The 12,228-nt window shown below is 60.6% G+C and carries 13 protein-coding genes; 8 read left to right on the forward strand and 5 right to left on the reverse strand.

Annotated elements, in window-relative coordinates:
- Positions 1 to 58: 58 nt before the first annotated feature.
- The 3 genes from M5C71_RS24860 to M5C71_RS24870 are packed head-to-tail and all read right to left on the reverse strand — an operon-like array spanning position 59 to position 3,105.
- The gene (locus M5C71_RS24860) at positions 59 to 409 is read right to left on the reverse strand and encodes a RidA family protein (RefSeq protein ID WP_248747022.1); all 351 of its coding nucleotides are present in this window, start codon (positions 407 to 409) and stop codon (positions 59 to 61) included.
- 28 nt (positions 410 to 437) lie between these two features.
- Positions 438 to 1,682 carry an FAD-binding oxidoreductase gene (locus tag M5C71_RS24865; RefSeq protein WP_248768935.1) on the reverse strand — a complete coding sequence of 415 codons (1,245 nt, stop codon included), beginning with the start codon at positions 1,680 to 1,682 and terminating at the stop codon, positions 438 to 440.
- A 4-nt stretch (positions 1,683 to 1,686) separates the two neighbouring features.
- Entirely contained in the window at positions 1,687 to 3,105 is a 1,419-nt protein-coding gene (locus M5C71_RS24870; protein WP_103497295.1) for a PLP-dependent aminotransferase family protein, read from the reverse strand.
- Between the two features lie 444 nt (positions 3,106 to 3,549).
- On the opposite strand from M5C71_RS24870, the gene M5C71_RS24875 reads away from it, so the two are divergent.
- The 4 genes from M5C71_RS24875 to M5C71_RS24890 are packed head-to-tail and all read left to right on the forward strand — an operon-like array spanning position 3,550 to position 6,673.
- Complete coding sequence (locus tag M5C71_RS24875) at positions 3,550 to 4,515, forward strand: transporter substrate-binding domain-containing protein (RefSeq protein ID WP_248747024.1); 966 nt, start codon at positions 3,550 to 3,552, stop codon at positions 4,513 to 4,515.
- Positions 4,516 to 4,563: 48 nt separating this feature from the next.
- Positions 4,564 to 5,340 carry an amino acid ABC transporter ATP-binding protein gene (locus M5C71_RS24880; protein WP_248747025.1) on the forward strand — a complete coding sequence of 259 codons (777 nt, stop codon included), beginning with the start codon at positions 4,564 to 4,566 and terminating at the stop codon, positions 5,338 to 5,340.
- Positions 5,341 to 5,343: 3 nt separating this feature from the next.
- Positions 5,344 to 6,024 (forward strand): amino acid ABC transporter permease, encoded by a 681-nt coding sequence (locus tag M5C71_RS24885; protein ID WP_103497292.1) that lies wholly within the window; start codon positions 5,344 to 5,346, stop codon positions 6,022 to 6,024.
- Position 6,025: 1 nt separating this feature from the next.
- Positions 6,026 to 6,673 (forward strand): amino acid ABC transporter permease, encoded by a 648-nt coding sequence (locus tag M5C71_RS24890; RefSeq protein ID WP_248768936.1) that lies wholly within the window; start codon positions 6,026 to 6,028, stop codon positions 6,671 to 6,673.
- Positions 6,674 to 6,739: 66 nt separating this feature from the next.
- Here the strand turns inward: M5C71_RS24890 and M5C71_RS24895 are convergent, their stop codons facing one another.
- Positions 6,740 to 7,654: a LysR family transcriptional regulator gene (locus tag M5C71_RS24895; protein WP_248768937.1), complete on the reverse strand. Its 915-nt coding sequence runs from the start codon at positions 7,652 to 7,654 to the stop codon at positions 6,740 to 6,742.
- Positions 7,655 to 7,763: 109 nt separating this feature from the next.
- Between M5C71_RS24895 and M5C71_RS24900 the strand changes: the two genes are divergently transcribed.
- From M5C71_RS24900 to M5C71_RS24915, 4 genes are all read left to right on the forward strand, one after another.
- Positions 7,764 to 8,576, forward strand: coding sequence for a phytanoyl-CoA dioxygenase family protein (locus M5C71_RS24900; RefSeq protein WP_103497289.1), 813 nt, complete (start codon positions 7,764 to 7,766; stop codon positions 8,574 to 8,576).
- 87 nt (positions 8,577 to 8,663) lie between these two features.
- On the forward strand, positions 8,664 to 9,632 hold the full coding sequence (locus M5C71_RS24905) for an ABC transporter substrate-binding protein (protein ID WP_248768938.1): 969 nt from the start codon (positions 8,664 to 8,666) through the stop codon (positions 9,630 to 9,632).
- 70 nt (positions 9,633 to 9,702) lie between these two features.
- On the forward strand, positions 9,703 to 10,554 hold the full coding sequence (locus tag M5C71_RS24910) for a proline/glycine betaine ABC transporter permease (RefSeq protein WP_248768939.1): 852 nt from the start codon (positions 9,703 to 9,705) through the stop codon (positions 10,552 to 10,554).
- The gene (locus tag M5C71_RS24915) at positions 10,551 to 11,381 is read left to right on the forward strand and encodes a glycine betaine/L-proline ABC transporter ATP-binding protein (RefSeq protein ID WP_248768940.1); all 831 of its coding nucleotides are present in this window, start codon (positions 10,551 to 10,553) and stop codon (positions 11,379 to 11,381) included. Before M5C71_RS24910 ends, M5C71_RS24915 begins: the two co-directional genes overlap by 4 nt.
- Before the next feature lie 104 nt (positions 11,382 to 11,485).
- On the opposite strand, the gene M5C71_RS24920 is transcribed toward M5C71_RS24915, so the two are convergent.
- Positions 11,486 to 12,208: a FadR/GntR family transcriptional regulator gene (locus M5C71_RS24920; protein WP_103499737.1), complete on the reverse strand. Its 723-nt coding sequence runs from the start codon at positions 12,206 to 12,208 to the stop codon at positions 11,486 to 11,488.
- Positions 12,209 to 12,228 lie beyond the last annotated feature (20 nt).

Raw genomic sequence — 12,228 nt, forward strand, 5'->3', positions numbered from 1 at the left:
AATTGTATCGAATCGCTCGTCGACGACACTCGTGCCATGTCTGGGGGACGTGCATTGATCAGCCTATGGCTGCACAGACAATAATTTCCACCAGCAACCGCGGATCCGCCAGTTTCGCCTCGCCACAGGCGCGGGCGGGGGCGTGGCCGGTTGGAACCCAGCTATCCCAGACGGTATTCATGGCTTCGAAGTCGGCCATGTCCGCGAGCCAGATGGTGACTTGCAGCAATTGTTCTCGCGTTGAACCCGCCTCCTTCAGCAAGGCATCAACGCGCGCAAGCGCGTCGCGGGTCTGCTCGGTGACATCGTGCCGGGGGTCACCGACTTGTCCGGCCAGATACAAGGTGTTGCCGTGGATGACGATCTGGCTCATGCGTGGGTTGGTGTGTTTGCGTTCGATGGTTTGCATCAATTGCTCTCCTGCAAAATGGCGGCGCTCAGAAACGTCGCACCGAAAAACGTTCAAGCCATTGTGGCGTTTTGCCGGCAATGCAGTCCGCGACCAACTCTCCGGTCGCGCCAGCGAGGGTCAGGCCCAGGTGTTGGTGGCCGAAGGCGTAGATCAATCGAGGTTCGTTCGGTGAGGGCCCGATGACCGGCAACGAGTCGGGCAGCGACGGCCGGAATCCAAGCCATTTCCGAGCGACAGGTTCTGTCAGTCCCATGACTCGGCGCACATGCCGCTCCAGATAATCAAACCGCTTGGGGTTGGCCGGGTCGTTGATTGAACCGAGCTCGACCGTACCCGCGACTCTTAACCGCCCGGCCATGGGCGTCATGTAGAACGCACTTTCCACCGGGCAGCATGGACGGTTGAGCAGAGGGTCTTGCAGGTCAAACTCAATGTGATAACCGCGCTCGGTATCCAGTGGAATGTGATCGCCGACCTGACGTGCCAGCGCCGCGGACCAGGCGCCGCCACACAGCACCACTCGGTCGGCGCGATAGGACTGGCCTTCGGCGCTGAGCAGATGCAGGCCGTCGCTGTGCCTTTGCAGGCTGGTGATCGTTGCCTGATGCAACGCCCCTTCAGCCACCAGCGGTGCCGCCAGCGCTTCAATGAAGGCACGCGGGTCATCCATATGGGACGACTCGGGAAACAGGATGCCGGCTACCGACTTGCCCGCCAGGGCCGGTTCCAGCTGTTCGACATCGGCAGTGTTCAGTACCTGCTGTGCGATACCCAGCGAGCGGCGCAATTCGATGGCGGCCTGGGCGCCGGCAAAACCTTGCTCGGTACCGTAGGCATAGAGGCAGCCGTTGTGACGCAGATGCTGGTCGGCCTGGGGGCAGTCAGCCAGCAATGGCGCATAACCGCTGTAGGTGTGTTGCAGTATTTTGCTCAGGGCCAGTGTGTTGGCTTCACAGCGCGAGGCGCGACATTCATTGAGAAACCGCAACAGCCAGGGCATCAACCGGGGCAGGCGTGCCCAGTTGATGACGAAGGGCGAGTCCGGCGAAAACAGCAACGACGGGATCGCCTTCAGCAACGATGGCTGGGCAATGGGCATCACGCCGTAGGGCGCGAGGGTGCCGGCATTGCCGTAAGAGGCCCCGGAGGCGATCGCGTCGCGCTCGAGCAACAACACCCGGTAACCCTGGCGACGTAGCCAGAGTGCGCTCGCAACCCCGACGACACCTGCACCGATAACGGCAATTTCGCAATGGACTGGCTGTGTCATGTCCTCAGATCCGGTTGTGCATGTAGAGATGACCCTGGCGCGCCAGTTGGCTGATCACCCCCAGGGCCTTGACCAGATGCTCGCGCGACAGGGCCGCGGAGATATTGATGCGCACGGCTTGCGGCGACAGTTCCGGACGCAGGGTGAAGGCTCCACCGGCCAGTAGCACGACACCGCGGTCCTGGCACAGCCGGGCGAAACGCGAGCCGGTCCAGGGTTCCGGCAGCACCAGCCAGGCATGGGTGCCGGTAGCGCTGTGCTGGAATTCCAGGCCTTCAAGATGAGTCGCCAACAGTGCCTGGCGGATCCGCAATTCTTCGCGCTGCTCCGAGACCAGCTGTTCGGCGTGGCCATCCTCGATCAATTGGGTCGCGATCAGTGCCGTCAGTGGCGAGGTGCTCCAGCAATCGATGCGTTGCATGGCGGCAATGTCTTGCACCAACGGCTGGGGCGCCATGACAAAACCCATGCGCAGCCCGGGGGCGATGCATTTGGAGAGGGCTGAAATATAAATCGTCCGTTCAGGCATCAGTGAGGCGAAGGAGGGCGGCGATTGATCCAGCAGGGGCCGATAGACATCGTCCTCGATCACCAGCAGGTTGGTTTCGCGAATCACCGCGGCCAGTGCCTCGCGGCGCTCGGCATCCAGGGTAATGGCGGTCGGGTTATGGATCGAAGGCACCAGAAACAGCAGCCGTGGCTGATGTTCGGCGCAAGCCAGGCGCAAGGCTTCGGGTGACATGCCGCGCGCGTCGGCGTCGACGCCGACCAGAATCAGGCCCAGCGAGCGGCACAAGGCGTTGATGCCTTGGTAGGTCACGCTGTCGGCCAGCACGGTGTCACCGCTGTTGGTCAGGCTGCGCAGGGTATTGGCGATGCCATGTTGAGCGCCCTCGACGATCAGCATCTGCCCGGCCTCGGCGTGTACGCCGGTGTGGCGTAGCCACTGCGCGGCGGCTTCACGGGCCCAGAGCGGGCCTTCGGACGGGTGATAGTCCTTCATGTCGCTAAAGCGTGGATCGCTGGAGAGACGCGGTAGTAACTGCGCCAGTACCCGATTGAAGCCATCGGTGGCCGGCCGGTTGACGCTGAGGTCCACGGTGCCCGGGTCGTTGCTCGGCGCCGACTGGAACTGTGCGGCCGGATGCCGCGGCAGGGCGACTTGGGTGCCACGCCCCGGCCGGCTTTCGACCAGGCCTTTCTGCTGCAGCACGGCCATGGCCTTGGTCACCGTGGTGATGTTCAGCCCCAGTGCGCTGGCGAACTCGCGATGCGGCGGCAGGCGCTCGCCCGGCTTGAGCTTGCCGTGGCGGATCGCTTCAGCCAGTGAGTCGGCCAATTGGGCGTAAAGGGTTTCCGCTTTGTCACGCTGCAAGGCCGCGCTGGCCTTGAGTTCGTCCAGCAGTTGTTCGAATTGACTCATGGTGCTTTATCCCTGCTTGTCATGCTTGTAGCAAGACAATAAGCAAATTTGTATTGCTTTTTATCCGATACAAGTCCTGTTGACAAGCGAAAAAACCGTGATTAGTGTGTGAGTTGTAATGCTTGTAATGCATAACAATAAGAGAAAATGGCTGTCACTCCCAACGCAGTGGGTATGCACATGGTGATCGACATGTTCCAGCCGGACTCGTCCCGACAACCACCGGCCGTTCAGCTCGTTGCTGGGCGGCACAGAGTATGCAGGAGCCACGGCGGCGGCGCGACCGAGCTGCGAAATGTGGCGGTTGGCGTGGTTGCCCTAAGCTGTGGTGAGCGTGATTACGGGTGTTTTGGGTGATGCAACCCAGGACGATCGAACCATGGATGGCGTTTGAATTGTACGGCTTGTAATGGTCCAGAATAATCATTAACCAATAGGTGATCTATGTCCGACTTCAAATTCGACACCCTGGGACTCTCTCGGCGCGGGCTGCTCAAAGCCGCCGGCTACGGTTCACTGGCGGCCTTGGTGGGCAGTGCGATGACCCCGATGTCCTTCGCCTTCGCCGCTGGGAAACCGATCAAGACCGTACGTCCCGGCTACCTGACGGCCGCGTGTCTCGGCGACATGCCCTTGGGCGCGTTGCGCGAAGGCGTTCCGGTCGGCACCGACCTGGAGTTGCTGAAGATCATTGCCGATCGCCTCGAACTCAAGCTCGATGTACTGACCATGGGCTTCCCGGCGGTTGTCGAAGCCGTCAGGTCGGGACGTGCCGACTGGTTCGGTGGCAATTTCGCCTGGAACCCGATGCGCTCGAAGATCCTGCTGTTGACCGACCCGGTGTTCTACACCGGTGCCTACGTGATCATGCGCGACAGCGAGCCGTTCGAGACGTCTATCACCGTGAACGATGTCAAAGGCCGCACCATCGGTGCCATCACCGGTTATTTCACCATCCCCGACATGAAGAAAATCGACGGTGTGAAAGAGGTCAAGCTCTATGACAACACCGACTCCTGCCTGCGTGACGTGCGGGCCGGGCGCCTGGATTTTGCCGTGCTGGACGCTCCGACCATCGACTACATGATCCTTCAGGACCCCAGCCTCAAGCTCAAACAGATCCCCATGTCCTACGATGAAAAATTCCCCAGCCTGACCGCCAAGTTCGAGGCGATCTGGGGCGTTCATCCGCAGAACCAGGACTTGTTCGATGGCGTGAACCAGGGCCTGCGCTGGCTCAAGAGTACCGATCAGATCAAGCCGGTCCTTGCCAAGTACGGGATCAAGAACCCCGACTACCTTGCGCCTCCCGCCAAGGATCCGCGCATCGGTGTCGACCGGGACGAGAAGGGCAACCTTATCGGGCCGTTCGAGCACCCGCCGCGGGATTTCAGCCAGTCCTTCGCCTGAATCGACGTCACGATCACGCTTGGCCTCATCCACTCACGGACATTACACATGGCTGAATCAACCCCACTGGTGCGGATCGAGGGACTCTACAAGTCCTTCGGTAGCCTGGACGTTCTCAAAGGTATCGACCTCGATGTACAGCAGGGTCAGAAGATTTCGCTTATCGGGCCCAGCGGGTCGGGCAAGACCACCCTGCTGCGCTGCGTCAACTACCTCGAAGAACCGACCCGAGGTGATATTTACATCGATAACGAACTGATCGGCCAGCGTCTGGTGGGCACACGGAAAGTGCCTATGAGCGATAAGGAGCTGGCGCGCATGCGCACCGAGATCGGCATGGTGTTCCAGCGCTTCAACCTGTTTCCGCACCTCTCGGTCCTGGAAAACATCATCCTCGGGCCGCTCAAGGTGCAACAGCGCAGTCGCGCGGAAGCGGTGGAGCTGGCCGAAGACCTGCTGAACAAGGTGGGCATGTTCGCCAAGCGTGATGTCTATCCGGAACAGCTCTCGGGCGGGCAGCAGCAGCGTATTGCGATCGCCCGGGCGCTGGCGATGCGGCCCAAGTTGATGCTGTTCGACGAGGCAACCTCGGCGCTGGACCCGGAACTGGTGGGTGAAGTACTGACCGTCATGCGCAAGCTGGCGGAAGAGGGCATGACGATGATTATCGTGACCCACGAAATGCATTTCGCCGAAAGTGTCTCCGATCAGGTGATCTTCATGGCCGACGGTAACATTGTCGAGCAGGGGCCGCCCCGGCAGATTTTTCGCGAGAGCCAGGTCGAACGCACCCGTTCCTTTATCCGTGCCGTGCAGGAGCATTGATCGATGCTCGATTCGACTGCACTGCACAAAGCCATCGAGATGCTGCCGTACTTTTTGAAGGTGCTGGGCATCGGTGCGCTGACCACTGTCGGCTTGACCGCCGCGGCGTTCGTCGTGGCGACGTTGCTGGGCTTTTGCCTGGCATTGATGCGGCTCTCGCGCAGCCGGGTCTTGAGTTTGCTGGCGAGCCTGTACCTGGAGGTGTTTCGCAACATACCGATCCTGACCCAGCTGTTCATCCTCTACTTCGGGCTGACGTACATCGGCATCACGCTGCCGGCGATCGGGGCGGCGATCATCGGTTTTGGCCTGAACGGTGCGGCGATCCTGTCGGAAGTGTTCCGTTCAAGCATCCGTACGATCGATCGCGGGCAAAGCGAAGCGGCGTTTTCCATCGGCATGACCCGCGCACTGGCGATGCGCATCATCGTATTGCCCCAGGCATTCAAGGTCGCCATTCCGGGGATGGCCAACTTCGCCATCGGCCTGCTCAAGGACACGTCCCTGGCATCGGCGGCGGCGGTGCCGGAGCTGACGTTCAAGGCGCGGATGCTGGTCAGTGAAACCTACCAGACCAATCAGATCTACTTTCTGCTGGCGATCATCTACCTGGTGTTGAGCCTGGTACTTTCCCACTGGGCGGCGCGAACCGAACGGCGACTCAAAGTCGTGAAGGAGAATTGATATGGGTTATGGCGAGTTGTGGGAAGCAACCCATGTCGAGTTGTTGGCTGCGGCCTGGGCCACGCTGCAGTTGGCGTTTGGCGCGCTGGTCATCGGTTTGATCGTCGGCCTGCTGGTGGCGCTGGCGAGACTCTCGAGCAATCGGCCATTGCGCCGTGCGGCGCTGATCTACATCGAGGTGTTTCGCGGCACCCCGGCGCTGGTGCAACTGTTCATCGTCTACTTCAGCCTGACCGAAGTCGGCGTTCAATTCAGCTCTTTCCAGGCGGCCATGATCGGCTTGGGGCTGAACGCGGCGGCTTATCTGTCGGAGATTTACCGTTCGGGCCTGGAGGCGGTGCCCAAGGGGCAGGTGGAAGCGGCGAAGGCGATTGGCATGCCTCATCTCAAGGTGTTGCGCTGGGTTGTGTTGCCCCAGGCCATTCGTATCGTGCTGGCACCCATCGGCAACGTGGCGATCTCGTTGTTGAAGGACACGTCCGTGGCATCGCTGATCGCGGCGCCGGACTTGATGCTGCGGGCCCAGGACTTGAGTAGCGTGTACTTCATGCCGCTGGAGATCTACATCCTCGTGGGCGTGATTTATTTTGCCCTGTGTTACCCGCTATCGCTGGGGGTGCGCTTACTGGAGCGCAAGACGCGGCATTGAGCCAATGGCTTGTCCGGCTTTTATCCGGACAGGCCGCGCTGGATGCGGATACACCCCGCGCAATGGTCAATTTGACGCAAACGGCAGTCGCTCCGCGAACCAGGCCACCGCTTGGAGCTTGAACACTTCGGCCGGTGGCGTTAAAGGGTAGCGCTGATCATAGGCCAGGACGATGCGCTGGGCCGGCAATTCTTCCTGTATCGGGCGACAGACCAGGGGCTGGCCGTCGTAGCTACGGTCGCCGTAGGGGCGGGTGTAGGTCAGCGCCACGCCGAACCCGTTGGCCACCAGGCTGCGTTGGAATTCGAAGCTGTGGGTCCGTTGGACGCTTGCGGGGGAGAGCCCATGGAAGCTGAACAGATCCAGCACATGCTGCCAGCTATGGATCTGATCCGTCACCACCAGGTTGCATTCGCTCAGCGCCGCCAGACTCACCCGGGACTGGTTTGCCAGCGGGTGGTCGGCCGGCAACAGGGCATGGGCGGTCAACTGGCACAGCTCCACGCATTCCATGTGGGCCGGCAACCCGAGATCGTATGTCAGCGCCAACTCCAGGGCGCCTTCGGCAAGGCGCTTGCCCAGGTATTCGAAGCTGCCTTCGCGCATATCGACAGTGACCTGGGGGTAGTCGCGCTGGAGGTGCCGCAGGATCTGCGGCAGGCAGTACGGAGCCAGGTCCGCGTAACAGCCCAGCACCAGTTCCCCGGCAAAGTCGCTGCTATTGCTGCCGATATCCGCAAAGCTCCGTGCTTCGGCCAGGACGCGTTTTGCCTGGGCCATCACCGTGCGGCCGAAGGGGGTGAGGGACACGCCGAGCCCTCGCTGGCGAACAAACAGCGGCTGGCCGAATAGCACCTCGAGTTCGGTAATGGCCGTGGAAATCGAGGGCTGGGAAACGTGCAGCTCTTCGGCCGCCAGCGTGAGATTGCCGTGCTTGGCCGCGGCGAGCGCGTAGCGGAGTTGTCGCAGGGTGAACTTCATAAGTTTTTCTTGGGAGATAAATCAATACTTATTATTTTATCATTGTTGTGTGCCGTGAAATATTTGTCCAGCGCCCACATTTATTTCCTCCTTCAAGGAGTTTCAGGTCATGGCACACAGCGCATTCACCCTTGACGAAAAAGATATCGAAGCCTTCCAGCGCGATGGCGCGGTTTGCCTGCGCGGTATTTTCACTGATTGGATCGAGACGATTGCCACCGGTATCGAACGCAACCTGACGGAGCCTGGCGTTTACGCCAGTCACTACGTGGAGAAGGACGACAAGCCGGGTGGTTTTTTTGATGACTATTGCAACTGGCAGCGGATTCCAGAGTTTCGCGCAACGGTGGAACAGTCGCCTGCCGCCGCTATTGCCGCGGCCGTCATGCGTTCGCGTTCGGCGCAGTTCTTCCATGACCATGTGCTGGTCAAGGAGCCGGGGGCGCAGAAAGCCACGCCCTGGCATCAAGACATCCCCTATTACTTTGTCGAAGGACAGCAGAGCGTCAGTTTCTGGATCCCGGTGGATCCGGTACGCGAGTCGACACTGCGCCTGCTGGCCGGCTCGCACCGCTGGGAAAAAGGCATAAAACCTGTCCACTGGGCCGATCAAAGCGATTTTTACCGGGATGCGGATGGATACCGCGATGCGCCCGATCCAGATAAGGAAGAGGGCCTGCAGATCCTCGAGTGGGAGATGCAGCCCGGCGATGCGGTGCTGTTCGATTTTCGCACCGTGCATGGCGCCAGGGGCAATGCCTCGGCGCAGCGTCGACGGGTGCTGTCGCTGCGTTGGCTGGGCGACGATATCCGTTATTTCGAGCGTCCAGGACGGACCTCTCCACCGTATCCAGGGCATGCGATGCAGACCGGTCAGAGACTGCGCGAAGATTGGTTCCCGACGATACATCAAGGAGTTTGAGCTTCACGTTGAAAACCGATGTTCGCCACTGCGATGGCGAACACTTGCACTGCCATAACCCTGTTCTCTGTGTTGGAGCGTGCGATTGTGAAAATCAAAAAAAACCTTACCGCCACACTGATTTCCCTCGGCCTGTTGGCCGGTAGTGCTGCAAGCCAGGCCGCCAGTTGGTGCGAGTCGGGTAAACCGGTGAAATTCGCCGGGCTCAATTGGGAGAGCGGCATGTTGCTCACCGAGGTGTTGCAGATCGTGCTCAAGGACGGCTACGGCTGTGCAATCGACACCTTGCCGGGCAACTCCATCACCATGGAGAGCGCCTTGGGCAGCAACGACATCCAAGTCTTGTCTGAAGAGTGGGTCGGTCGCAGCGAAGTCTGGAACAAGGCGGCAGCGGCCGGCAGGGTAGTCGGTGTCGGCGCACCGATCGTTGGCGCCACCGAAGGCTGGTACGTGCCACGTTATGTGGTCGAAGGCGACGCCAGGCGCAACCTCAAGTCCAAGGCGCCCGGGCTGAAGAATATCGCCGACCTGGGTCAATACGCTGTGTTGTTCAAGGACCCGGAAGAGCCGAGCAAAGGCCGCTTCTACAACTGCCCGGCCGGCTGGACCTGTGAGCTGGAAAACAGCGAGATGCTGAAAAGCTACGGTCTGGAAGCGAGCTACACGAATTTCCGTCCGGGTACCGGCCCGGCGCTGGATGCCGCCGTGCTGTCGAGCTACAAGCGCGGCGAGCCGATCCTCTTCTACTACTGGTCGCCAACGCCGCTGATGGGGCAGGTCGATCTGGTCAAGCTGGAGGAGAAGCCGGGTGTCGACAAAAAGATCAGCATCCAGGTGGGGCTGTCCAAGGCTTTCCATGACCAGGCACCAGAACTGGTCGCGGTGCTGGAAAAGGTCAATCTGCCGATCGACCTGCTGAACCAGAACCTGGCCCGGATGACCAAGGAGCATATCGATTCTCCCAAGTTGGCGAAGATCTTCTTCAAGGAACACCCTGAGATTTGGCAGGCTTGGGTCAGCGCTGACGCTGCCCGGAAAATCAACGCGGCTCTGTAGGTCGACCCTCTTCCGGCTAGCCGAGAGGCTGGCCGGGAAGCTTGCCACAACCACTTGATCGAGGGTTCCAATGTTTCCCGAGCGTTTCACATTCTCCATCGCCGACTGGGTCAACCGTTGGGTCGATGCACTGGTGACCAACTACGGCGATGTGTTCCGCCAGATCTCCGACACCCTGCTGTGGGCCATCGTCAATCTCGAGGGCCTGCTCCGCGCAACGCCCTGGTGGTTGATGTTGGTGATCGTCGGCGGTATCGCCTGGCACGCCACCCGCAAGCTGGTCACCACCACCGTTATCGTCGGCCTGCTGTTTTTGGTGGGGGCCGTCGGCCTGTGGGACAAGCTGATGCAGACCCTGGCCCTGATGTTGGTGGCGACGCTGATTTCGGTACTGATCGGCATTCCCCTGGGTATTCTCTCGGCGCGCAGCGATCGCCTGCGTTCAGTGCTGATGCCGTTGCTGGACATCATGCAGACCATGCCCAGCTTCGTGTACCTGATTCCGGTGCTGATGCTGTTCGGCCTGGGCAAGGTACCGGCGATTTTCGCCACGGTGATCTACGCCGCACCGCCGCTGATCCGCCTGACCGACCTGGGCATCCGCCAGGTCGACGGCGAGGTGATGGAGGCGATCAACGCCTTTGGCGCCAGCCGCTGGCAGCAGCTGTTCGGCGTGCAACTGCCGTTGGCCCTGCCGAGCATCATGGCCGGGATCAACCAGACCACCATGATGGCCTTGTCGATGGTGGTGATCGCCTCGATGATCGGTGCCCGTGGCTTGGGTGAGGACGTGCTGGTCGGGATTCAAACCCTCAATGTCGGACGCGGCCTGGAAGCGGGCCTGGCGATCGTGATTCTCGCGGTGGTGATCGACCGCATTACCCAGGCCTATGGTCGGCCACGGCATGAGGTGAGCAAATGAGCATGGCATCGATGAACAAGATCGAAGTGAAAAACGTCTTCAAGATCTATGGTGCCCGCGCTGAAGATGCGTTGAACATGATCCGCCGGAAGAAGACCAAGGATCAGGTGCTGGCCGAAACCGGCTGCGTGGTCGGGGTCAATGACCTGTCGCTGTCCATTGGCAGTGGCGAGATCTTTGTGATCATGGGACTGTCCGGTTCGGGGAAGTCGACCCTGGTGCGTCACTTCAACCGCCTGATCGACCCGACCTCCGGCGCGATCCTGGTCAATGGCGAAGACATCATGCAATACAACATGGAGGCCTTGCGCCAATTCCGTCGGCACAAGATCAGCATGGTGTTCCAGAGCTTCGGCCTGCTGCCGCACCACACCGTGCTGGATAACGTCGCCTACGGCCTGAAAGTCCGTGGCGAGAGCACGGCAATGTGCGCCGAGCGTGCGCTGCACTGGATCGCTGCCGTGGGGCTCAAGGGCTACGAAAACAAATACCCGCATCAACTGTCTGGCGGCATGCGTCAGCGGGTCGGTCTGGCTCGGGCCCTGGCCGCCGACACGGATATCATCCTGATGGATGAAGCTTTCAGCGCCCTCGATCCGCTGATCCGCGCCGAGATGCAGGACCAGTTGCTGGAGCTGCAAGAAAGCCTGCAAAAAACCATTGTTTTCATCACCCATGACCTCGACGAGGCCGTGCGCATCGGCAATCACATCGCCATCCTGAAGGACGGCCGGTTGATCCAGGTGGGTACCCCGAAGGAAATTCTCTACTCGCCTGCCGACGAATATGTCGATCGTTTCGTCCAGCGGCGTGTGGTCACTTTATAAAATGATCGACGACTCAGCGCTTATAACCTGGCAGGGCAAAGGAGCGGCCTAGCCAGTCGGTATGACTCGCGGCGGTGCCTGGCAGCATCCCCCTGCAAGCAAGACTATAGCGGCGTCAGCACATTCATCACCGTATCCAGTGCCACGCGCGTATCGTCCAGTTGCACCAGCGACGCATGCCGGGCGCCGAGGGCGTCACGGTTCTTGATCGCGGTGAGGATCGCCTTGTGCCGGGGCAGGCTGAGGCGCTGGATATCGGGGCGGCGGTTGGTGATGCTGATGGACTCGCGCAGCGGCAACGACAGCATGTTGCACATATAGGCGAGCAAGTCATTGCGCGTGGCGTCGGCAATGGCCCGGTGGAAGTCCAGGTCGGCCTGCAGCAGCGCGTCGTGGGTCTGCGCCGTCTCCATGCCCCGGTAGGCATTTTCGATGGTGGTGATGTCTTCGTCGGTCGCGGTGGACGCGGCCATGGCGGCAATTTCCGGTTCGAGAATGCGGCGTACACCCGCCAGGGTGTTGAAAAACTCGCTATGGGGCGTGGACTGCATCAGCCAGGACAGCACGTCGGGGTCGAGCAAGTGCCATTTCACGCGAGGCCGTACCACCGCCCCTACCCGTGGCTTGGAATACACCAGGCCCTTGGCGCTGAGTACGCGGGTCGCCTCACGCAACACCGAGCGGCTGACTTTGTACTCTTCGCAGAGCGTGGCTTCCATGGGCAGTCTTTCTTCCGGCTTGAAGCGTCCGGAAACGATGTGCATGCCCAAATCCTGAACGATTTGGGCATGCATGCTCTTACGCGGCTTGGGCGACTGCTGATCCATAACGAGGAGGTTGCTCTGGC

The organism is Pseudomonas sp. MWU12-2345, assembly GCF_023242385.1.
GTDB classification, from domain to species: domain Bacteria; phylum Pseudomonadota; class Gammaproteobacteria; order Pseudomonadales; family Pseudomonadaceae; genus Aquipseudomonas; species Aquipseudomonas gingeri_D.

Bases quoted from the DNA above. Each gene is read 5' to 3' on its own strand.
- M5C71_RS24860 (WP_248747022.1), bottom strand. From the start codon at position 409: ATGCAAACCATCGAACGCAAACACACCAACCCACGCATGAGCCAGATC.
- M5C71_RS24865 (WP_248768935.1), bottom strand. From the start codon at position 1,682: ATGACACAGCCAGTCCATTGCGAAATTGCCGTTATCGGTGCAGGTGTC.
- M5C71_RS24870 (WP_103497295.1), bottom strand. From the start codon at position 3,105: ATGAGTCAATTCGAACAACTGCTGGACGAACTCAAGGCCAGCGCGGCC.
- M5C71_RS24875 (WP_248747024.1), top strand. From the start codon at position 3,550: ATGTCCGACTTCAAATTCGACACCCTGGGACTCTCTCGGCGCGGGCTG.
- M5C71_RS24880 (WP_248747025.1), top strand. From the start codon at position 4,564: ATGGCTGAATCAACCCCACTGGTGCGGATCGAGGGACTCTACAAGTCC.
- M5C71_RS24885 (WP_103497292.1), top strand. From the start codon at position 5,344: ATGCTCGATTCGACTGCACTGCACAAAGCCATCGAGATGCTGCCGTAC.
- M5C71_RS24890 (WP_248768936.1), top strand. From the start codon at position 6,026: ATGGGTTATGGCGAGTTGTGGGAAGCAACCCATGTCGAGTTGTTGGCT.
- M5C71_RS24895 (WP_248768937.1), bottom strand. From the start codon at position 7,654: ATGAAGTTCACCCTGCGACAACTCCGCTACGCGCTCGCCGCGGCCAAG.
- M5C71_RS24900 (WP_103497289.1), top strand. From the start codon at position 7,764: ATGGCACACAGCGCATTCACCCTTGACGAAAAAGATATCGAAGCCTTC.
- M5C71_RS24910 (WP_248768939.1), top strand. From the start codon at position 9,703: ATGTTTCCCGAGCGTTTCACATTCTCCATCGCCGACTGGGTCAACCGT.
- M5C71_RS24915 (WP_248768940.1), top strand. From the start codon at position 10,551: ATGAGCATGGCATCGATGAACAAGATCGAAGTGAAAAACGTCTTCAAG.
- M5C71_RS24920 (WP_103499737.1), bottom strand. From the start codon at position 12,208: ATGGATCAGCAGTCGCCCAAGCCGCGTAAGAGCATGCATGCCCAAATC.